Origin of the sequence: Paenibacillus harenae, from assembly GCF_030812415.1 — a bacterium.
GTDB classification, from domain to species: Bacteria; Bacillota; Bacilli; order Paenibacillales; family Paenibacillaceae; genus Pristimantibacillus; species Pristimantibacillus harenae_A.
Genome location: NZ_JAUSST010000009.1, coordinates 35,374 through 56,259 on the forward strand (window position 1 = coordinate 35,374; position 20,886 = coordinate 56,259).

At 55.2% G+C, this 20,886-nt stretch carries 14 protein-coding genes; 12 read left to right on the plus strand and 2 right to left on the minus strand.

Annotation, left to right across the window (positions count from 1 at the left end; translation table 11 throughout):
• The first annotated feature begins 5 nt into the window (after window positions 1-5).
• The 11 genes from J2T14_RS27480 (at window position 6) to J2T14_RS27530 (ending at window position 18,270) form a co-directional block, all read left to right on the plus strand.
• Window positions 6-1,238 carry an alpha-L-fucosidase gene (locus J2T14_RS27480; protein ID WP_307476133.1) on the plus strand — a complete coding sequence of 411 codons (1,233 nt, stop codon included), beginning with the start codon at window positions 6-8 and terminating at the stop codon, window positions 1,236-1,238.
• A gap of 14 nt (window positions 1,239-1,252) precedes the next feature.
• On the plus strand, window positions 1,253-1,960 hold the full coding sequence (locus J2T14_RS27485) for a copper homeostasis protein CutC (RefSeq protein ID WP_307476134.1): 708 nt from the start codon (window positions 1,253-1,255) through the stop codon (window positions 1,958-1,960).
• 75 nt (window positions 1,961-2,035) lie between these two features.
• Window positions 2,036-3,340 (plus strand): glycoside hydrolase family 125 protein, encoded by a 1,305-nt coding sequence (locus J2T14_RS27490; RefSeq protein WP_307476135.1) that lies wholly within the window; start codon window positions 2,036-2,038, stop codon window positions 3,338-3,340.
• A gap of 18 nt (window positions 3,341-3,358) precedes the next feature.
• On the plus strand, window positions 3,359-4,372 hold the full coding sequence (locus J2T14_RS27495; RefSeq protein WP_307476136.1) for an asparaginase: 1,014 nt from the start codon (window positions 3,359-3,361) through the stop codon (window positions 4,370-4,372).
• Window positions 4,373-4,781: 409 nt separating this feature from the next.
• Window positions 4,782-6,206, plus strand: a complete 1,425-nt coding sequence (locus tag J2T14_RS27500) for an alpha-L-fucosidase (protein WP_307476138.1) — start codon at window positions 4,782-4,784, stop codon at window positions 6,204-6,206.
• Between the two features lie 187 nt (window positions 6,207-6,393).
• Window positions 6,394-8,643: a helix-turn-helix domain-containing protein gene (locus J2T14_RS27505; protein ID WP_307476421.1), complete on the plus strand. Its 2,250-nt coding sequence runs from the start codon at window positions 6,394-6,396 to the stop codon at window positions 8,641-8,643.
• 408 nt (window positions 8,644-9,051) lie between these two features.
• A complete protein-coding gene (locus J2T14_RS27510) occupies window positions 9,052-9,933 on the plus strand; it encodes an ABC transporter permease (RefSeq protein ID WP_307207807.1) in 882 nt (293 codons plus the stop codon).
• Between the two features lie 17 nt (window positions 9,934-9,950).
• Window positions 9,951-10,847 carry a carbohydrate ABC transporter permease gene (locus J2T14_RS27515; RefSeq protein WP_373458219.1) on the plus strand — a complete coding sequence of 299 codons (897 nt, stop codon included), beginning with the start codon at window positions 9,951-9,953 and terminating at the stop codon, window positions 10,845-10,847.
• A 155-nt stretch (window positions 10,848-11,002) separates the two neighbouring features.
• A complete protein-coding gene (locus tag J2T14_RS27520; protein ID WP_307207731.1) occupies window positions 11,003-12,643 on the plus strand; it encodes an extracellular solute-binding protein in 1,641 nt (546 codons plus the stop codon).
• Window positions 12,644-12,790: 147 nt separating this feature from the next.
• Window positions 12,791-15,109, plus strand: coding sequence for a glycoside hydrolase family 3 N-terminal domain-containing protein (locus J2T14_RS27525; protein WP_307476141.1), 2,319 nt, complete (start codon window positions 12,791-12,793; stop codon window positions 15,107-15,109).
• A complete protein-coding gene (locus J2T14_RS27530; RefSeq protein WP_307476144.1) occupies window positions 15,097-18,270 on the plus strand; it encodes an alpha-mannosidase in 3,174 nt (1,057 codons plus the stop codon). The genes J2T14_RS27525 and J2T14_RS27530 overlap by 13 nt, the downstream gene beginning before the upstream one ends.
• Before the next feature lie 142 nt (window positions 18,271-18,412).
• Here J2T14_RS27530 and J2T14_RS27535 read toward each other — a convergent pair whose 3' ends face one another.
• The gene (locus tag J2T14_RS27535) at window positions 18,413-19,288 is read right to left on the minus strand and encodes a tetratricopeptide repeat protein (RefSeq protein WP_307207725.1); all 876 of its coding nucleotides are present in this window, start codon (window positions 19,286-19,288) and stop codon (window positions 18,413-18,415) included.
• A 33-nt stretch (window positions 19,289-19,321) separates the two neighbouring features.
• On the minus strand, window positions 19,322-20,287 hold the full coding sequence (locus J2T14_RS27540) for an ATP-binding protein (protein ID WP_307207723.1): 966 nt from the start codon (window positions 20,285-20,287) through the stop codon (window positions 19,322-19,324).
• Between the two features lie 175 nt (window positions 20,288-20,462).
• Here J2T14_RS27540 and J2T14_RS27545 point away from each other — a divergent pair, with 175 nt between their 5' ends.
• Window positions 20,463-20,885: a hypothetical protein gene (locus J2T14_RS27545; RefSeq protein WP_307207721.1), complete on the plus strand. Its 423-nt coding sequence runs from the start codon at window positions 20,463-20,465 to the stop codon at window positions 20,883-20,885.
• Window position 20,886 lies beyond the last annotated feature (1 nt).

A 20,886-nucleotide genomic window follows, 5' to 3' on the forward strand; every position in this document is an offset into this window, starting at 1 on the left:
AAGAGATGGCTGAGATGGAGCTTGCGAAGCCTTCGCGGCAGCAAGCCGCGTGGCAAGACCTTGAGCTGGGCCTGTTTTGCCACTTTGGGCTTAATACGTTTTGCAACCGCGAATGGGGGGCCGGGGACGACTCCCCCGCCGCCTTCAACCCCTCGGCGCTGGATGCTGCCCAGTGGGTGCGGGCGGCCAAGGATGCGGGCTTCCGGTATTTCATGCTGACCGCGAAGCATCATGACGGCTTCTGCCTATGGCCGACGAAGACAACCGATTATTCGGTCAAGTCCAGCCCATGGATGAGCGGAGAAGGCGATGTCGTACGGGAATGCGCCGACGCCTGCCGGGAGGCGGGCATGCCTTTCGGCATTTATATATCGCCTTGGGACCGGCATGACCCAAGGTATCCGGACGTAGCGGCCTATGACGACGTTTATTGCGAGCAATTGACGGAGCTGTTGACCGGCTACGGCCCGCTCGTCGAAATGTGGTTCGACGGCGCGGGCTCGGAGGGCAGAACCTATGATTGGCCTCGGATTATGAACCTTGTTAGGCGGTACCAGCCCGATGCCATGGTATTCAATATGGGGGCGCCGACGGTACGCTGGGTAGGCAACGAAGACGGCTTCGCGCCATACCCGTGCTGGAATGCGGCGGAAGCGGCGCGGGTCAGCATGTTCACGAGCGACATGACGGCTTGGCTGCCGGATACGCCGGCATGGGTGCCGGCGGAATGCCCGGTGCCGATCCGGGGACATCACTGGTTCTGGCATCCGAACGACGAGACGCCGCTTCGGAGCCTCGATGAGCTGATCGATCTGTACGAGCGATCCGTCGGGCATGGCGCGACTCTGCTTCTGAACGTTGCGCCCGATGATAGAGGGTTATTCGTAGAGGAGGAAGTAAGCCGATTGGCCGAATTCGGCACCGAGCTGAAGCGCAGGTACGGCCATTCGCTTGGGCAAGCGGAGGGCGGCCGCACGACGGTCGTCGAGCTTCCCACACCCTCGCCGGTTAAGCGTCTCGTCCTCATGGAAGACATAAAGCACGGCGAGCGCGTCCGTTCTTATGTCGCGGAAGCATGGATCGATGGACAATGGATCGCGATCTCGGGCGGCAGCGCCATCGGGCACAAAAAAATCGATACGCTCGCCGTGCCGGTCCAATCGGCGCGCTATCGGCTTACCGTCCTGGAAAGCGAAGGCGAGCCCTTCATCAGATCGTTTGCCGTCTACGGCGAATGAAAGGAGTTATTCACATGTTGGAAGTTATAGCGGAAACCGTTGGAGATGCGATCGCCGCCGAAGCAGGCGGCGCCGACCGGATCGAGCTTGTCGCGGCTTTGTCGGAAGGCGGGTTGACGCCAAGCATCGGCATGGCGGCAAGCGTAATCGAGGCCGTTGGCATACCGGTGCATGTCATGATCAGGCCGCATAGCCGCTCGTTCCATTATGGGCGCGAGGATTTGGCGGCGATGCGCGGCGATATCGAGGCGCTTCGCCGCGTCGGCGCGCACGGCCTAGTCCTCGGCGCGCTGGACGGCAGCAAAGCAATCGATAAGGACGCCGTGCAGCGCCTGCTGGAGGTATCCGGCGGCCTGCCGGTCACGTTCCATCGGGCGATCGACGAGAGTCCCGATCTGGGAGCGTCCCTCGCGGAACTGGCTGCTTTCCCATCCATTAGCCGCGTGTTATCCTCCGCCGGGAAGGCGGATGTCCGGACGGCGCTGAAGGAGGTCAAGCAGCTGCAGGCCGAGGCGAAACGGCTCGGAATCGTGTTCATGGCAGGCAGCGGTCTCACGGTCGAGTCGATCATTCCGTTCGTGCAGGCGACGGGCGTCGCCGAAATCCATATGGGAACCGGCGTGAGGGGAAAGGACGGCCAGGGAAGAAGCGCCGTTTCCGCCGACAAAGTGGCCGCCGCGAAAGCAAGCCTGAACGCTATCAAATCGATTGGCAATCCATAAAGTAAAGCACGCATCACGTCCATTCATCCCTAAGACATGCGAATAAGAGACAACGACAGAGAGGTGGCGAGCAAGATGAATTTACCGCAATCCGTCAGGCGATGCCTAGAGCAGGCCGAGAGCGAGCTCAAGCATCATCCGCAGCTGCTGAAGCTGTTCAAGCAATGCTTTCCTAATACGCTGGAGACGACGACCCGATTACTGGACGACGGCACGACGTTCGTCTTTACCGGCGACATTCCGGCGATGTGGCTTCGCGATTCCAGCGCGCAAGTGAGGCAGTATTTGCCGCTGGCCGCAGAGGATCGGGAGCTGCAGCGAATCATTGAAGGCTTGGTTCGGCGGCAGATCCGCTATATCGGCATCGATCCGTACGCGAACGCATTCAACGAAGAAGACAACGACAACCGTTACGAGGACGATCTGACCGAGCGTAATCCTTGGGTATGGGAGCGGAAATACGAAATCGATTCGTTATGTTACCCGATCCAGCTCAGCTACTTGTATTGGAAGGAGACCGGCATAGACGTCCTGTTCGATGAGGCTTACCGGGAAACGATGATGGCGATTATCAAGCTGTGGCGCACGGAGCAGCGGCATTTCGAACAGTCGCCGTACCGCTTCGCGCGTACGAGCGGCCCGAAGAGCGATACGCTTCGCAACGGCCGGCTGGGCATGCCCGTCAATTATACCGGCATGACGTGGTCGGGCTTCAGGCCGAGCGACGATGCCTGCACATTCGGTTATTTAATTCCCGCCAATATGTTCGCAAGCGTCATTCTCGGTTATATGGAGGAAATCGCGGAGAATGTCTATGGCGATGAGGAACTCCGCAATGAAGCATCGACGCTCAAGGAGGAGATCGATTACGGCATCCAGACCTACGGCATCTATCGCCATCCGGTCTACGGCGATATCTACGCGTACGAAACCGACGGCTTCGGCAACTACAACCTGATGGACGACGCAAACGTGCCGAGTTTGCTTGCTATGCCTTATCTTGGCTATACGAGCGTTGACGACCCGATTTATTTGAACACGAGAGCTTTCATTCTGAGCAGGCATAATCGCTATTACTATGAAGGAGCGCGCGGAAAGGGAATCGGCAGTCCGCATACGCCGCCCGGCTACATTTGGCACATCGGCTTGTCCATGCAGGCGCTTACTTCAAGTGACGACGGGGAGATCGCGGAGCTGCTGCGCATGATCATGGATACGGACGCTGGCACGGGATTTATGCACGAGGGCTTTCATGTCGACGATCCGCAGCAGTATACGAGGCCTTGGTTCGCATGGGCCAACAGCCTATTCGCCGAGCTGGTCCACAAGCTGATGAACGAGAACAAGCTGGAGCAGCTTCAGCTTCCGAAAGTCACCTAGGAAACGAGGAGGTACGCGATGGAAACCGCAGTCAGACTAGCCGAGCAATATCGCGGCGGCAAGCTGGAAAATATTCACTTCGGGCATGTATGCGGGGTTGATGAGCACGGCCAAGTCGTCTATCGGGCAGGCGATCCGGAATGGACGGCCTATATGCGCTCGGCGGCCAAGCCGTTTCAAGCGATTCCCGCATTCGTGCATGGGGCGCCCGAAGCGTTCGGTTTGACCGGGAAAGAGAAGACGCTCATGACGGCTTCCCATCGCGCGGAGCCGTATCAGGTCGAGGCGCTGGAAGCGATGATGGCTAAGATCGGACTTGGCGAGGAGCAGCTGATCTGCTCCCGATCCCATCCGCTTAGCCCCTCCGCGAGGGATGAAATGCTGCTCGCGCATAAGCCGAAGAGGCGTCTCTACCATAACTGCTCGGGCAAGCATATGGGTATTCTAGCGTACAGCAAGCTTCGCGGGTATCCTCTCGAGAGCTACGGGGAACCGCATCATCCGGCACAGGCCGAGGTGCTCGATACGATTGCCTACATGGCCGATTATCCGAAGGAGCACATTCACGTCGGCATCGACGGCTGCGGCTTTCCCGTCCATGCGCTGCCGATCAAGCATATTGCCCGCATGTTTCTGAAGCTGGCATGTCCCGATCTGATCGCCGACGAGGCCGCAAGCCGGGCGGCAGGAGACATCGGCCGCCTTATGAACGAGCATGCCGAGATGGTGTCGGCGCCATGGTTCATCTGCTCGATTCTGCTGAAGGATCCCAATATCGTTGCCAAGGGAGGGGCGAAGGGCGTCTACGGGTTCGCCTTGCGGAAGGAACGAATCGGATTCGCCCTCAAGGTGCTTGACGGCTCGGAGGACGCTTGGCCTACCGTCATCGCCTCGATCCTGGAGCAGATCGGCTACAGCAATCCGGATACGATCGAGCGTCTATATGCGCTCGCGCCGAAGGAGATCCGCAACGATGGCGGTGCCGTGGTCGGCGAGAATCAAGCGGTGTTCAGGCTGACCCCAAACCAATAAAGATGCCTTCACCGCCCGGGCGTTACACTCGGCACCGTGTTGGGCGCAGCGCTATAGCGGCATTTCGGGAAACTAATATCCGGTTTAAACGTAAACCGCCTCATTTCGTTCGATTTAGGGACGCTAATGAGGCGGTTTTGGCTTTCCGGTCATTTAGAGGCCGGATCGTTGTTCCAGCGTACCCCCCAAGCCCAGAAAAGCGGCCGCTTTCCGAAAAAATCAAGCTTGTGGAAAATCGGTAACTTTCCCTAATCGGCCATTCTTTACAAACCGTTAACGAAAAAGGGGAATTGCAGCGAAACATGGCAATTGCGTGCGGCAACGTTGATGTATTATATCTGAAAACAGAAGGCGGCGGCATGCAGCCGCGAGTCGGACATAATAACGATCAATGAGGAGGAACGGCGGAATGAGCAATGAGGAAACGATAGCGGCAGAACAACGAGGACAGCCGGATGAAGCGCCGGACGAGGTCCATAACGGCGTGCATAACTACAGCAGCGAGGAGGAATGGGTGAAGCCGACCGATCCGCTTATTCTGGATAGGCTGGAATGGTTCAAGGATCAGAAGCTTGGCATCATGATGCATTGGGGGCCTTATTCGCAGCTCGGCGTCGTCGAATCTTGGGCGCTTAGCGACGAAGACGGCGACTGGTCGAGGGACGGCATCGACTGGGGCGTCGACAGCGAAGAGCTGAAGCGCCAATATTTTGATCTCAACAAGACGTTTAATCCGGTTAGGCTGCAGCCGGAGCTATGGGCGGACATCGCCGCCGAGGGCGGCTTCAAATACTTCATCTTCACGACGAAGCACCACGACGGCTTCTGCATGTGGGATACGCAAACGACCGATTACCGGATCACGGGACCGGATACGCCATTCCGTACGCATAAATACGCCGATATTTGCAAAAACTTGTTCGACGCGTTCCGCGACAAGGGACTGGCTATCGCGGCTTATTTCTCCAAGGCCGACTGGCATACGCCAACCTATTGGGCGCCCGGGATGGAACGGGGAAACGATACGTGGCGGGGACCGTCATACGATCCGAAGCAGCATCCGGAGCTATGGGAGCGATTCGTTCAATTCACGCATGAGCAAATGATGGAACTGCTGACAAAGTACGGACGCATCGACGTGCTTTGGTTGGACGCAGGCTGGGTGCGTGACGGCGGCAGAGTTCCGCAGGACATTCGTCTCGGCGAGCTTGTCGATCGCGCGCGTCTGACGCAGCCTTGGCTGCTGTCGGCGGACCGAACGGTGGGGGGGCCTTACGAAAACTATGTTACGCCCGAGCAATCGATACCGCATAAGCCGCTCAGCGTCCCATGGGAGAGCTGTATTACGCTCGGCACCTCGTTCTCTTTCCGCTACGAGGACAAGTACAAAACATTAAGACAGGTCGTGCGCATCTTAATGGAGGTCGTGTCCAAGGGCGGCAATCTGGCGCTCAATGTCGGACCGCAGCCCGACGGCCGGCTTCCGGAAGGAGCGATCGCCGCGATTAAAGAGCTTGGCGCATGGATGAACGTATACGGCGAGGCGGTATACGGGACGAGAATATGCGCGCCATACTTCACGGGCGATTACGCCTTTACCTGCAAGGAAGACACGGTGTACGCTTTCCGTCTGTACGAGAGTGACGATCAGCCTGTTCCGAGCGAGATTACGATACCTTATTCCGAAGAGGTTGCGGGCATCGAGCTTGTTCATACGGGAGAAAAGGCGAGCTTCGAACGGACGGAGGAAGGCCTTCGCGTGACGATGCCGTTATCCGAGCTATCGGAGCAGGTGCCTGCCGCGCACGTCTTCCGGTTGCTTACGCTCTCATAATGACAACGACAATAAACTGACGTCGCTCTACCAGGCGTCAGTTTTTTTTGAAATACATAGAAGGTTCTTTGTTCACTCTTAACGCTTGGATATCATAACCATCAATCCGAATGCTTGTTCATCCCGCGCGGGATGGGTTATAACAGAAAGAGAAGCAGAAGGGGAAGGGGATACAGCATTGAACAATATGTGGTTTCGCCGTTTGTTGTTATCGTATCTGCCGGTCTTTTTTATCGTTACGATGATCTTATTCGTCGTCTTCTTCCAAACGCTGAACGAACAAAATCGCAGGGAAGCGATCAAAGCGAACGAGTTTCTGGCGGAGCAAGTCATTCACTTTACGGATAAGTCTCTTAAAGACATCGATTATCGCGTTGTCCGGGAAATTCTGAGCAACAGTAACGTCAATCGCTATTTCACCAGCGCCAGCACCGATGTGTTCGCGAATATGCAGGCGCTCAAGGTCATGGACGATTTGAAATTCAACTATCCGATCATCGACTCGGTGTATTTCATCCGCTTCAGCGACGGCGCCTTGCTCGGCGATGCGCCGCGTTCCGTAGGGGACTTCCGGGACGCGGACTTCATTATGAACTATCAGAAAAGCGATGCCGCGGTCAAATGGACGGGGAAGCGGCAATTCCGCGCGTTCGATACGCCCGAATACGAGAATGTGATCACGTTGGTGAAGGAAGCGCCGTATATCAGCAACGAGAAAAAAGGGTATTTCGTCGTAAACGTCAGCTTGCCGAAGCTGCAGGAGCTGGTCGGCCGGATGTACAACTCGGATATCAGCTTCGTCAGCATGATCGATAGCGCGGGCAACGATATATTGGCCGCAAAGCCGGCGGCACAGGTTGTCGTGGATGCGGAGACTGAGGATACGATGACGAACGGCGGCTCGCAGGCGATTCTATCCACCTTCACCTCGCCCTATACGGGGTGGCAAATCAATAGCGGCATCATGGATACGAAGGGACTGAAGTTCGCGCTCACCTTTTATAACGTCTGGTTCGTGCTGGCGATCGCGGTTGTCGCTTTCGGAATCCTATGGGTGATCTATGTAACGAAACGGAATTACAAGCCGATTCAGCAGCTCGTTACGTTGATTCAGACCTACTCGCTCAAGCCGCCAGGAACGCATAAGGAAAAGGACGGGGAGTTCGGCTTCATCCAAACGACGCTCGAGAGCCTCGTCAGCGAGACCAAGCACTTCCAGGAGCAATACAGGGAAAAGCTGATCATGCAAAAAAAGTATCATTTCCGCCAGGTGCTTGAGGGAAACGTCAAAATCAGCGACAAAGACTGGGCTGCCGAGCTTCGCAGCTACGACCTTGATATACAGGACAAAATCGCGTTCGTTCATGTGATGGAAATCGACTCTTATCAAACCTTTACCGAAACCTATAACGAACGCGACCAATCGCTGCTTAAATTCACGTTATACAGCGCCATTCAAGAAACGGCCAAAAACAATAAGGCGGCCGTTTGGACGGAATGGACGATCGACAATCGCATATCGCTCATCTTATGGCTGCCGCCGGAGCCCGACCCGGTCGCCATGAGCAAGGAGATTGTCGATGCTTGCCGCCAGTGGATCGAAGAGAACGTAAGCTTCAACATTACGATCGGGCTGGGCGAGCGGGCAACGACGATCGAGCAAATCCACCTTTCTTACGAAATGGCCAACTATTGCCTGCAGTTCAAGGCGGTGCTAGGCGCCAACCGCTTCATTTCGGCGGAAGATACCGTTAGGCCTCAACAGGAGATTCAGGAATATTTCAAGACGATCTATCTGCTCTCCCAGGCGCTGCGTCTTGCCGAATCCGATTGGAAGAAGCACCTGGACGTATTTTACGCCCAAATCAGGGAATCGCTGCTGCCGCGCAAAGAGATCGAAAGCTTGATTCAGTTCTGCCTGCACCATTTGGAGGGAGAATTGATGGAGCTGTCCAAGGATTACCGAACCATCTGGCGCAATATTCAAAACGAGCTGCAGCGGCTGGTCAAACGGTGGGATACGCTGGATGAGCTGCAGGAGGAAAGCGGGCGCATATTCGAGACCTTGATCGAAAAAATCAATTCGCAGCGCGATTCGCACAGCAACAAAGGGCTTATTATCGAAATTCGTTCCTTCATCGAGCAAAACTACGCCAATTCCGAGCTGTCTCTCGATTACTTGAGCGGCAAGTTCCATTTGAACGCCAAATATTTGAGCAAAATGTTCAAGGAGGAGTTCGGAGAAAACTTCGTCGATTACCTGATCGGCTTGCGGATCGATTACGCGAAGAAGATGCTGCTGGAAACGCAGAAGTCGATGCAATCGATCAGCAGCGAGGTCGGCTATTACAACTACAATTCGTTCAACAGAGCGTTCAAGAACGTCGTCGGCCTTTCGCCGCGAGACTTCCGCAAGCAGCTGGGGGAAGCGAATTAAGCGAAAAATGCATAATCGGACAAGAAGCCTTAAGCCTGCGGGATGCCGCGCGCCCAAGGCTTTTTTGTTATGCGGAAACGGCGCCGCTGGAGATCGATATGGAAGTCGGCGAATTATTAAGGTTGCGTGAAAAATGCATCATAGAGGGCTGTTTCGCTAAAAAATTGTCATCTTCCGCCCGCTTTCGAAAATGGGGAGATGCGAGAATCTTACGAATTGATGGTTTTTTTGTAAAGGGGATAAAATCGGAGTGTGAACCAGGACACAAGCAAACCGCTAACCAAGCTATCGCAAAATCGCTGCAAAGGAGAATGCCAAGTGGATCATGCACAGGCGAACGCGTTCAATCAAACAACCATCCGGAAAAGCAAAGAGCCCGGCAATAAACAAACGGTACGTCAGAAGATCATGAGACATTGGGAGCTTTACTTCATGGTTCTCCTGCCTGTCGCTTACCTGATTATTTTCAAATACGTCCCGATGTTCGGCGTACAGATCGCCTTTAAGGATTTCAACGTCGTGCAAGGCATCTGGGGCAGCGAATGGGTTGGCATGAAGCATTTCACGGCTTTCTTCGAATCCCCGAACTTCTGGCTCGTTATCAAAAATACGCTCGGCGTCAGCTTCTACTCGCTGATTGCGGGCTTCCCGATTCCGATTCTGCTGGCGCTGGCGCTTAACGAGATCAGGACCGGCGTATTCAAGAAAACGGTGCAAATGGTTACCTATGCGCCGCACTTCATCTCGACGGTCGTAATGGTATCGATCGTCATGCTGATGCTGACGCCGCATGTCGGCGTCGTGGACCGGGTGTTCACGATGCTCGGCAAGGAAATGACGAACTTCATGGGCATTCCGGAATATTTCAAGTCGATTTACGTATGGTCGGGCGTCTGGCAGGAAATGGGGTACGCTTCGATTATTTATATCGCGGCGCTGGCAAGCGTCGATCCTTCTCTGTACGAAGCGGCCAGAATGGACGGCGCCTCCAGATGGAAAAAGATTATCCATATCGATCTCCCGTCGCTCATCCCGATTACGGTTATTATGCTGATCCTAAGTCTCGGCAACGTGATGGGGGTCGGCTTCGAGAAAATATATTTGATGCAAAATCCTCTTAACTTAAGTTCTTCCGAGGTGATTTCAACCTACGTGTACAAAGTCGGTCTCGTCGGCGCGAACTTCAGCTTCTCGTCCGCCGTCGGCTTGTTCAATTCCGTTATCAACCTGATCTTGTTAATTTCCGTGAACTTCGTTGCCAAACGAATTTCCGAGACGAGCCTATGGTAAGGGGAGGAGAGTATAGGGTGCAAACAATGAAAATCAAAGAGCCGTTCGGCGATCGCCTGTTCCTGCTTGCCATTTACATCTTCTTGGCTCTGCTGACGCTTGCGGTGCTATACCCGATGCTTTATATCGTAAGCTCTTCGTTCAGCTCGCCGCGAGCCGTCGTCTCCGGCCAAGTATGGTTGTACCCCGTGGAGTTCAGCCTGCGGGCGTACAAATCGATTTTCAACAGCACGCAGTTGATGGTCGGCTACTACAACACGATTATCTATACGGTGTTCGGCACGATGATCAACCTTCTGTTCACGGTGCTGCTCGCCTATCCGCTATCGATCAAAAAGTTTTACGGCCGCAATGCCATTATGATATTGCTCATGATCACGATGTTTTTCAACGGCGGTCTCATTCCGACCTATCTGCTCGTCAAGGATCTCGATATGCTCGACACGAGGTGGGCGATGTGGCTGCCCGGCGCCTTGTCGGTGTTCCAGGTTATCGTCGCCAGAACGTTTTTTCAATCGTCGATTCCCGGGGAACTGTCCGAGGCCGCACAGATCGACGGCTGCCGCGACACGAGATTTCTGCTCAGCATCGTCCTGCCGTTATCCAAGCCGATACTCGCCGTATTGACGCTGATGTACGCCGTCGGACATTGGAACGCCTACTTCGATGCCCTGATCTATTTAAGATCGGAGAAGCTGTTCCCGCTGCAGTACGTGCTGCGCAACCTGCTGATTCTGAATGCCGCCGATCCGGAGATGCTTGCCGGCACGGCAGGCAAAATCCGCGAGCAGGGCTTCGAGCAGGCGCTCAAATACGCGCTCATCGTCGTCGCTTCCGTTCCGGTGCTCATTATGTATCCGTTCGTGCAGAAGCATTTCGTCAAAGGCGTCATGATCGGTTCTTTGAAGGGCTGATCCATTAAGCGCAAGGCATGTTTGACGTCTTGATTAGGTCTGTACCGCAACGGAAATGATTTGAGAGGGGGGATGCCGTTACACGCGGGCTTGTTGTTTGGTGACGGGAAGGTCATTATTAAATTCTAACGAACCATTATTCGGGAGGGGTAACATTGAAAAAAACGGTATTTTCCATGCTTGCGCTCGTATTAAGCATTACATTGATTTTGTCGGCTTGCGGAAAAGGCAACGAAGAAAATAATCCGAACAACGCCGGAACAACAAACACAGAATCGGGTCCGGTCCAAATGACGTTTTTTGCTCCTCAGGGCAAAGCGGCTTGGGAAGATAACAGCTATACGAAGCATGTCGAGGAAAAATTCAATGTGAAGATCAAGTGGGATCTGGCGCCTGCAGACGCGCTTACCGACCGGCGCCAGCTGCTGCTCGCGAGCGGCGATTATCCGGAAGTGTTCCTGGAAGGCAAATTCACGCATACCGACTTGCTTACTTACGGCAAGCAAGGCGTATTCCTTCCATTGAACGATCTGATCGAGAAGCACGCGCCGAACATTAAGGCGATGATGGAGAAGAAGCCGTACTTCAAGGAAGCGATCACGGCAACCGACGGCAACATTTATGCGCTGCCGCGCCTCAACGAATGTTACCACTGCACGTTCTCGCAGAAATTCTGGATGAACAAGGAATGGCTCGACAAGGTCGGATTGCCTGTTCCGAAGACGACCGATGAGCTGTACACCGTCTTGAAGGCCTTCAAGGAGCAGGACCCGAACGGCAACGGCAAAGCCGACGAAATTCCGCTGACGGGCGCACCGAACAAGAACGTATGGAACGGCAACATCGACGCTTACTTAATGAACTCCTTTATTTATAACGACAACAGCAAGTATTTGATTCTGAAGGATGGGAAAGTGGAGTTTGCCGCTAACCAGGAAGCTTGGAAGCAAGGACTTGTCTACATGAACAAGCTGTACAAGGAAGGCTTGATCGATCCGGCTTCGTTCACGCAGAACGATCAAGCGGTCGGACAGCTCGGCAACCGCGAGGGAGACGAGATCGTCGGTTCCATTACGACGGCGCTCGTCAGCTATTTGGTTAATCCGTACGACGGGAAGGAAACGAGACATAAGCACTGGGTCATCGTACCTCCGCTCAAAGGACCGGACGGCGTGCAGCTGGCGGGCGCTTCGCAGGGCATCGGCGATTTCCAGTTCGCCTTGACGAACAAAGCGTCCGAAGCGCAGCAGATCGCGGCGATCAAAATCATGGACTATGCCTTCGGCGAAGAAGGCGCATTGATGAGCGAATACGGCACGGTCGAAGGCTTTGGCTGGAAGAAAGCCGAAGACGGCGAGAAAAACATTGACGGCAAAGCGGCAAAATACAGCTTCTTCGGCATTCCGGAAGCCGATCCGGATCTGATCCGCAACGACAGCTGGTCGCTGATGGGACCGAAGGATTTGTCCAAGGAATTCCGCGATCTGTTCGCGGTAGGGCAAGACCCGCTCGCCGCGGACGGCTACGAGACGCGTCTTGCGCAAGCGACTAACGCTTATGCGCCTTACTCGCCGGCAGAAATATATCCTTCGGGCGTATTCATTCTCCCGGACGACATGGATGCGGCATCGCAATTGACGACTTCGATTCAAGATTACGTAACGTCCAACATGGCGCAATTCATTATCGGCAGCAAAAACATCGAGAAGGACTGGGACGCGTACGTGAAAGGTTTCGACGGCTTGAATTTGGCTAAATATCTGGAGATTTACGGCAATGCGATCAAGAAAGAGTAGCGGTAAAGACAGCCGAGCAATCGTATATTACCTGTAAAGCCATAAGAGCGGTAAGACCATGCAATAGCTGTACCTACGGCAGGAAGTACAACCCCCCCGGGTTTGCTTCCTGCTTCTATCTACGGACACCAGAGAGGAGAATCGTCGATGAGCTATAAGGATTCATCGCTGCCGGTCCCGGAACGCGCGGAGCTGCTGCTCGCGGAAATGACCTTGGACGAGAAAATAGGCCAGCTGCTTCAACCGTTCGGCTGGAAAACATATATAAAGAAGGATGGAAAGGCGGAGCTCACAGAGTCGTTTCGCAGCCAAGTCAGAAACGGCGGTGTAGGTTCTTTGTACGGCGTGCTTCGCGCCGACCCCTGGACCGAGGTAACGCTAGAGAACGGATTGTCGCCGGAGGAGGGAGCAAGAGCCGTCAACGACATTCAGCGATACGTCATCGAGAACTCCAGACTTGGCATTCCGATCTTGTTCGGCGAGGAATGCTCGCATGGTCATATGGCGATCGGAGCGACCGTCTTTCCGGTGCCCCTGAACGTGGGCAGCACCTGGAACGTCGATCTCTACCGCGATATGTGCAAGGCTATCGCGCTGGAGACGCGAAGCCAGGGAGGGGCGGCGACGTATTCCCCCGTTCTTGATGTTGTTCGCGATCCGCGCTGGGGGCGGACGGAGGAATGTTTCGCCGAGGACCCGTATTTGATCGGCGAGCTGGCCGTCGCAGCTGTAGAAGGGCTGCAGGGCGACCGGCTGGACGGGAAAGACAGCGTCATTGCGACGCTCAAGCATTTCGTCGCATACGGCAGCTCGGAGGGCGGCCGCAATGCGGGGCCGGTGCATATGGGACTGCGCGAGCTGCACGAGTCGGATTTGGTGCCGTTCCGCAAAGCGATCGAAGCAGGCGCTTTGTCGGTCATGACCGCGTACAATGAAATCGACGGCGTGCCTTGCACTTCGAATTCGTATTTGCTCCGAGAGCTGCTGCGCGGGCAATGGGGCTTCGACGGCTTCGTCATTACGGACTGCGGGGCCATTAACATGCTCGCTTGGGGCCATGACGTTGCCGAGGATGGGGAGGCGGCCGCGGTGCTTGCGCTGAAGGCAGGCGTCGATATGGAAATGTCGGGAGAAATGTTCGGCAAGCACTTGCGGTCGGCGATCGACAAGGGGGCGCTGGAAACGTCCGTATTGGACGAGGCGGTCAAGCGCGTATTGGAAATGAAGTTCAAGCTTGGCTTGTTCGAAAATCCTTATGTCGATCCGGCCCTCGCGGCATCAGTCATCGGCTGCGAGGCGCATGTGCGGCTGGCGAGGCAGGTCGCGGAAGAAAGCATCGTCCTCTTGAAGAACGAGGCGCGGACGCTGCCGCTCAGCAAGGAGACACGGAAGATCGCCGTCATCGGACCCAACGCGAACCAGATGTACAATCAGTTGGGCGATTACACGTCGCCTCAGCAGCGGGGGCAGGTCGTCACGCTGCTTGACGGCATTCGTGCCAAGCTCGGAGAGGGCGCGGACGACCAATTGCTGTACGCGCTCGGCTGCCGGATCAAGGGCGACTCGCGCGAAGGTTTCGAGCAGGCGCTCGCTTGCGCCGAGCAGGCCGATGTCGTCATTATGGCGGTCGGTGGTTCCAGCGCGAGAGACTTCGGAGAAGGGACGATCGATTTGCGCACGGGAGCGTCCGTCGTGACGGAGCATGCCTGGAGCGATATGGAATGCGGCGAAGGCATCGACCGTGCCGGCTTGTCGCTCATGGGCGTGCAGCTTGAGCTTATTCAGGAGGTCCATAAGCTGGGCAAGCCGGTCGTCGTTGTTTATATGAACGGACGGCCGATCGCCGAGCCATGGATCGACGAGCATATTCATGCGATCGTCGAGGCTTGGTATCCTGGACAAGAGGGCGGCCATGCGCTTGCCGACATATTGTTCGGGGACGCCAATCCGTCGGGCCGTCTGACGGTATCGGTACCGAAGGACGTCGGCCAGCTTCCCGTTTACTACAATGCAAAACGAAGCCGAGGGAAAAGGTATTTGGAGATGGACAATAAGCCGCAATACCCGTTCGGCTATGGGCTTAGCTATACGGATTTCCGTTATGACGGGTTGCGCTTGTCGGAGTCTACGATCAGGCCGGACGGCGAGACGGTCGTCACGCTTGAAGTGACCAATATTGGGCCTATGGCGGGTGTCGAGGTCGTGCAGCTGTACGTGGCGGATAAAGTGAGCTCCGTGACGCGGCCGGTCAAGGAGCTGAAAGGCTTCCGTAAAGTGCGGCTGCAGCCGGGAGAGACACGGACGGTGAGCTTCACGCTGACGAGCGAGCACTTGCAGCTTATCGGCGCAGACTTCGGGCCGGTTGTCGAAGACGGCGAATTCATCATCATGGTTGGGAAAAACGCCGAGGATTATATCAGCACTCATCTATTTGTACGAAGCGAGGTTGCGGCATGCATCGAATAAACCGTTTTTTGAAGAAGCTAGGCAGTCTGCAGTGGCGGGAGATCGTTGAGCTCCCCGTGTGGGAACTGCGCAAGGCGCGTTACGTATTGCCCGGCGTGTACGAGTACGAGACGGAGAATTATGTTCTCCAGCCGCTGGAGCCGTTGAACAGCAAGCATGGCATTACGTACTTCCTGCGGAAGCAGCTCGACATTCCTGCCGATTGGCAATCGACAGGCTCTCCGTACGGCCTGATCGTGGACGGAGGAGGCGGGGGCGAAGGCATGTTAAGGCTGAACGGTATGCCTTACCATGGTCTCGATCGCAACCATACGTTCGTTCCGCTCCATCTGGACGGTGCCGGGGGATCTCCGCTCGTTGAGATTGAGCTTTACGATCCGATTCCGGAGCCCGCGGATCCGCTTAATGCACAGTCGACGATTCACCCGCCAATGCCGTATCTGCGCCTGAAGCTGGCGCTTGTCGATAAGCCGATTCAAAGCTTGTTATACAGCGCGCAGGCGCTGTTCGAATCAATTCTGCTGCTTCCCGAGCACGATATGAAGCGGATGAAGCTGAGGGATACGCTGCATGAGACGATGGACGAGGCAGAGCGGCAATGGGACGCAGGGCAGCCGGGAGAAGAGTGGGCGCCCGCTCTCGAGCTGAAACTGGTCGAAGCGGCCCGCGTATATGCGGCATTACCCGAGGCGAACGGGACGATGCACATGGTCGGGCAATCCCACATCGATATCGCCTGGCTCTGGCCCGTCAGGGAAACGGTACGCAAAGTAAGCCGCACGTTCTCTACGATGAATACGCTGATGAAGGAATACCCGGATTTCGTTTATACCCAAAGCCAGCCGCTGCTGTATGCCTTCGCGAAGGAACATTATCCGGAGCTATACGAGCAGGTGAAGCAGCGGGTAGCGGAAGGACGCTGGGAACTCGTCGGCGGAATGTGGGTAGAGCCGGATCTCAACATTCCGAGCGGCGAGTCGCTCGTGCGCCAGATTCTTCACGGCCAGCTCTTCTATAAGGAGGAGTTCGGTCGAACGTCGAATATCGAATGGCTGCCCGATACGTTCGGTTACTGCGCGTCGTTGCCGCAGCTTCTCAAGCTGGCGGGCGTCGATTACTTCATGACGACGAAACTGAACTGGAACGATACGAACGTATTCCCTTACGATCTGTTCCATTGGGTAGGCATCGACGGCACGTCCGTCGTCTCCTACTTGAACCATGGGTTGAACGAGCATACAAAGCCGAAGGACATACACGAGCATTGGCAGTCGTACCGCCATAAGGACAAGCTGGACGAACTTATGCTGCTGTACGGGCATGGCGACGGCGGAGGCGGCGTAACGCGCGAGATGGTAGAGCTTGTCGAGCGCTCATCCATGATGGTCGATCTGCCGATCAGCAGATTTAGCACGGCGGCCGAATTTTTCCGAAGGGTAGGCGAGCGTAAGCAATCGCTGCCGAAGTGGCACGGCGATCTCTACTTGGAGCTGCATCGCGGGACGTATACGACGCATGCGCGCAATAAGCGGAACAATCGCAAAGCCGAGGTGCTGTACCGGGATGCGGAAATATGGAGCCAGTTAGCGGGACATGCGCTGGGAACCAGCGAACGAGACGCCAGTATCGCAGCGGAGAAGCTGGAGGAAGGCTGGAAGCTGATCCTGCTGAATCAATTCCATGATATTATTCCCGGCACGGCGATACCGGAGACGTATGAGACATCGGCATCCGAATATGCGGATGTATTCCGGCTTGGCGAAGACGGTTTAGCCGCCTCGCTTCGCTCGCTTGCCTCGGCGGTCGCGGCGGAAGGCGAGGGACTGCCTTATGTCGTCTTTAACAGTCTAGGTTGGGTGCGCGACGAGATCGTATCGATCGCAGTCGATGAGAGGTATCGCAGCTTTGCGGCATTCGATCCGAACGGAGAACAGCTTCCATTCGACGTCATGGATGACAGTGAATTGCCCGGCAAAGTGAATTTCACCATCCTAGCGAAGCGTATTCCGGCCTTTGGTTATACGACCATATGGCTGCGCGAGGAGGAGCCGGCGCTGGGTGCGGTCTTGCAAGGACCCCCTTCCGGAACGGTATTCGAGGATATCTGGGAAACCGAATTTTACCTCATCCAATTCAATGAAGCCGGCGAGATTATACGCTGGTTCGACAAGCTGGCGAGACGCGAGCTGATCGCGGCGGGAGAGAAGGGCAACGAGCTCCAATTGTTCTTCGATAAGCCGCTTTCGTGGGACGCGTGGGACATCGATCCGCGGTTTGATTCGCAGCGCGCATCCTCTGCCCGCTTGATTTCCAAGGAAGTTGCGCTGCAAGGAAGGACGCATGATGCGCTGCGCTTTAAGTGGCAGCTCGGGCGATCGACGGTGGAGCAGGATATCGTTTTGTACCACGAACAGAAGAGAGTCGACTTTCATACAAAAGTGGATTGGAAGGAGGAGCATAGGCTGCTGAAGGTCGCTTTTCCGGTCGACATCGTCGCCAGCAAGGCTACCTACGAAATTCCGTTCGGGGCGCTGGAGCGGCCGACGCATACGAACACGAGCTGGGAGCAAGCGCAATACGAGGTATGCGGCCACCGCTGGGCGGATTTGTCCGAGGGCGGTTACGGCATCAGCCTGCTGAACGATTGCAAGTACGGTTACGACATCAAAGGAACGACGATGCGGTTGTCGCTGCTGCGTTCGCCGAGATGGCCCGACGTTACCGCCGACCAAGGAGAGCATGCGTTTACGTACTCGCTGCTTCCGCATGAAGCCGATTGGCGCAGCGCCCAGGTCGTCCGCCGGGCAGCCGAGCTTAACCATCCGGTACGCACCATGGAGGCAACAGTTGGCGAAGCAGGACGCATCAAAGCCGGAGTTACCATCGGGGTATTGCCTCCGAAACTTGCAATGGCGGAATTCGAGAGCGAACATGTACTGCTGGATACGATCAAGAAAGCGGAGCGGGCGGAAGGAACGGTGTACCGCATGTATGAATCGGCGGGCGGTCGCGAGCGCGTAACCGTGGGATTGCCTCAAGGGGTAAAGGAAGCGTTCATCGTCAATCTGCTCGAAGAGAAGCTGCATAAGCTGGACATTCAAGATGGCGCCGTGCGGTTGGACTTCAAGCCGTTCGAGATTATCAGCCTGTACATGGAATAAACAGACAAAGGGGTGCCCCGATCGTGATCGTAATGGATCGTCAGGGCATCCCTTTCCTGTTCAGTATGGCTCTATTCATTAGTTGAATTTCTAGCGGCAATGGGCGCTAACGACACGAAGCTACATTTCGGTTGGTTCGCCGCTAGCGTTTCTTGAACGACCAACCAAACAGCTTCACGTGTACAAGCAGCTTCGTCGACCAATGAATCAAAATATAGAGGACGAGAAATACGATGACGAGCGGGCGGAACAACAGCCACGCAACCATCCACGTCACTAGAATTTGCCAGGGCTTCATTCGCTTGAGCAGCTTGAACGGCGCAAGCAGGATGCGATATAGTCGATAGCTCTTCTGCAGTCCCGCGATATATTCTTCGCGGATTTGCTTATCGTCCGGATCGAGATGGATCGCATGCTTCAGCATTTGAAGATGGTCTTCGTGGTCGCCGCGCCTGTCGGCCGCCCATGCCAACATCAAATAGTTCATTTGCGATTCGACCTCGAGCCGCAGCGAAGACCTGGCCAGCGCTCTCGACGTTTCGTTCCGGCCGAGCAGCGCCTCGACGTAGCTGAGCATCGCGATATAGAGCGGATTTTCCGGAGATAGCTCCAAAGCGCCCTCGACATGCTCCTTCGCTTCGGGAAAGTTGCCTTTCTTTAAGCTTAGGTTGGCAGCTATGAAATAATAGTGAGGCTGATAGGGATCGATCCGCTGGGCCTCCTGCAGCGCCTCGGCGGTCAGCTTGTAGTTGCTCGAATCGTAGTAGGCGTTCACGCGTACGAACCAGGCGAGCTCGTTCTCGGGTTCGCGCTTCAGCGCCTCGGCAGACCAATGAAGCGCCTGCGGATAATCCTCGGCATGCGTATGAATAAGTCCGAGCAGCGCGAATGCCTGCGCGTCCTCCGGCTCCTCGCGAATCAGCTCATGTGCCTCGCTAATAGCTTCCTTGTACCGTTTCCACTCCAGAAGCTGCTGTACTTTCCTGTATCGCAGCTCGATTGCTTCCTTGTATATCATAGCCGCAGTCCCTCACTGAATAGATATAATGGATTATTTCAAGCCCGTCGCCTTCATATAGTCGAGCACGTTCTGATAGTCTCCGTTCACGTCGCTGAAGGTCGCATAGTTTTTCGCCGTGGCGAACCAATCGAGCGTCGTTGCTTTGCGCCCCTTCGCGGACTTCTTCATATCGTCCTGCGTGATCGGCTCCAGCTCGCCGGATTGCAGCATGCGCTCCATAGCGGCTTCGACGGCATCCTTGACGATCTGCTCCAGATCGGCCCCGGAGAAATGCTTCGTCTCCCGTGCGATCTTGGATAATTCAAGGGAGGAGAGCGGCTTGCCTGCCAGCTTGAGCTTCAAGATAGCTTCCCGCTCCGCTTCCTCCGGCGGCGGCACGAAGATGAGATGATTGAACCTGCCAGGCCTGCGCAGCGCCGAATCGAGGTACCACGGCGTATTCGTCGCGCCGATCACGAATACTTGATCGTTGAACGTGCGCAGCCCGTCGAGCTCGAGCAGCAGCTGGTTGACGAGCATCCGGTCATGGTGCTGCCGCATCTGATTGCGGCTGCCGCCAAGCGCATCGAGCTCGTCGATGAAGATGACGCAAGGCTTGCTCTCTCTTGCTTTTTCGAATAGGTCATGCAAATTGTTCTCGCTTTGTCCGACGTACATTCCTAATATGGCTTGCAGCTCAATGTGGAGAAAATTCGCTTCGATCTCGCCGGCAACCGCTCTTGCCAGAAACGTCTTGCCGCAGCCCGGAGGACCGTACAATAACAGACTTCCGCCCGCTTCGCGGCCGTATGCGGCGAACAGCTCCGGCTGCTTAAGCGGCAGGATGAAGTTCATCCGAATCTTCTTCTTCACCTCTTCGAGCCCGGCTACGTCCTCGAACGATTCATGCGGTTTCTCGGATTCTATCAAGTCTTTGCCGTTCTTATCGAAATGAATGACTTTCAGCTTATTGCGCCTGCGTCCCGCAAGCTCATCGCGGTCATCTTGATCTGACATAAGGGATTCCTCCTTAACGGTTCTGATGCGTTGCTTCTATCATACCAAAAAAAAGCTAGAAAAAGGATGGTATCGGACCTTATTAGGAGACGACGAGCAACATTTTCCCCTTCAACCGTTATCTGTTAAAATAAGGATGTTGGCGGATTTGTATTCAGCTGAGGGGGCGGGAACGGTGAAATTTAATAGAAAAAGAGCGTTTCTATTGGTGATTATTGCCTGTGCGTGCATGCTGCTGCTGTATGGACTCACTTATTTGCCTCGCAAGATGATGGATGCCAATCCGCAAGAGGTGTCCCAAATAACGATATTTGACGGCGGATCGGGTTATGAACTGGACATTACGGATCCGGCAACGATCGAGCATATCGTATCGGACATCGGCGGGGTAACTTTTACAAAAAATAAATTCGCGCTCGGCTACATGGGATACAGCTACAGGCTCACGGCTTACAACCATAAAGGGAAAGTGATAAACCGGTTTATTATTAATTCCGAAGATACGGTAAGGTACAAAGGTTTTTTCTATAAGGCACAAGGCGAGACGGTAGATTACGAGTATTTACGGCAATTGGCAAGCGCCAATACGAGCCGGTAGT

Bases quoted from the DNA above. Each gene is read 5' to 3' on its own strand.
- J2T14_RS27480 (WP_307476133.1), top strand. From the start codon at position 6: ATGGCTGAGATGGAGCTTGCGAAGCCTTCGCGGCAGCAAGCCGCGTGG.
- J2T14_RS27485 (WP_307476134.1), top strand. From the start codon at position 1,253: ATGTTGGAAGTTATAGCGGAAACCGTTGGAGATGCGATCGCCGCCGAA.
- J2T14_RS27490 (WP_307476135.1), top strand. From the start codon at position 2,036: ATGAATTTACCGCAATCCGTCAGGCGATGCCTAGAGCAGGCCGAGAGC.
- J2T14_RS27495 (WP_307476136.1), top strand. From the start codon at position 3,359: ATGGAAACCGCAGTCAGACTAGCCGAGCAATATCGCGGCGGCAAGCTG.
- J2T14_RS27500 (WP_307476138.1), top strand. From the start codon at position 4,782: ATGAGCAATGAGGAAACGATAGCGGCAGAACAACGAGGACAGCCGGAT.
- J2T14_RS27505 (WP_307476421.1), top strand. From the start codon at position 6,394: ATGTGGTTTCGCCGTTTGTTGTTATCGTATCTGCCGGTCTTTTTTATC.
- J2T14_RS27510 (WP_307207807.1), top strand. From the start codon at position 9,052: ATGAGACATTGGGAGCTTTACTTCATGGTTCTCCTGCCTGTCGCTTAC.
- J2T14_RS27525 (WP_307476141.1), top strand. From the start codon at position 12,791: ATGAGCTATAAGGATTCATCGCTGCCGGTCCCGGAACGCGCGGAGCTG.
- J2T14_RS27530 (WP_307476144.1), top strand. From the start codon at position 15,097: ATGCATCGAATAAACCGTTTTTTGAAGAAGCTAGGCAGTCTGCAGTGG.
- J2T14_RS27535 (WP_307207725.1), bottom strand. From the start codon at position 19,288: ATGATATACAAGGAAGCAATCGAGCTGCGATACAGGAAAGTACAGCAG.
- J2T14_RS27540 (WP_307207723.1), bottom strand. From the start codon at position 20,287: ATGTCAGATCAAGATGACCGCGATGAGCTTGCGGGACGCAGGCGCAAT.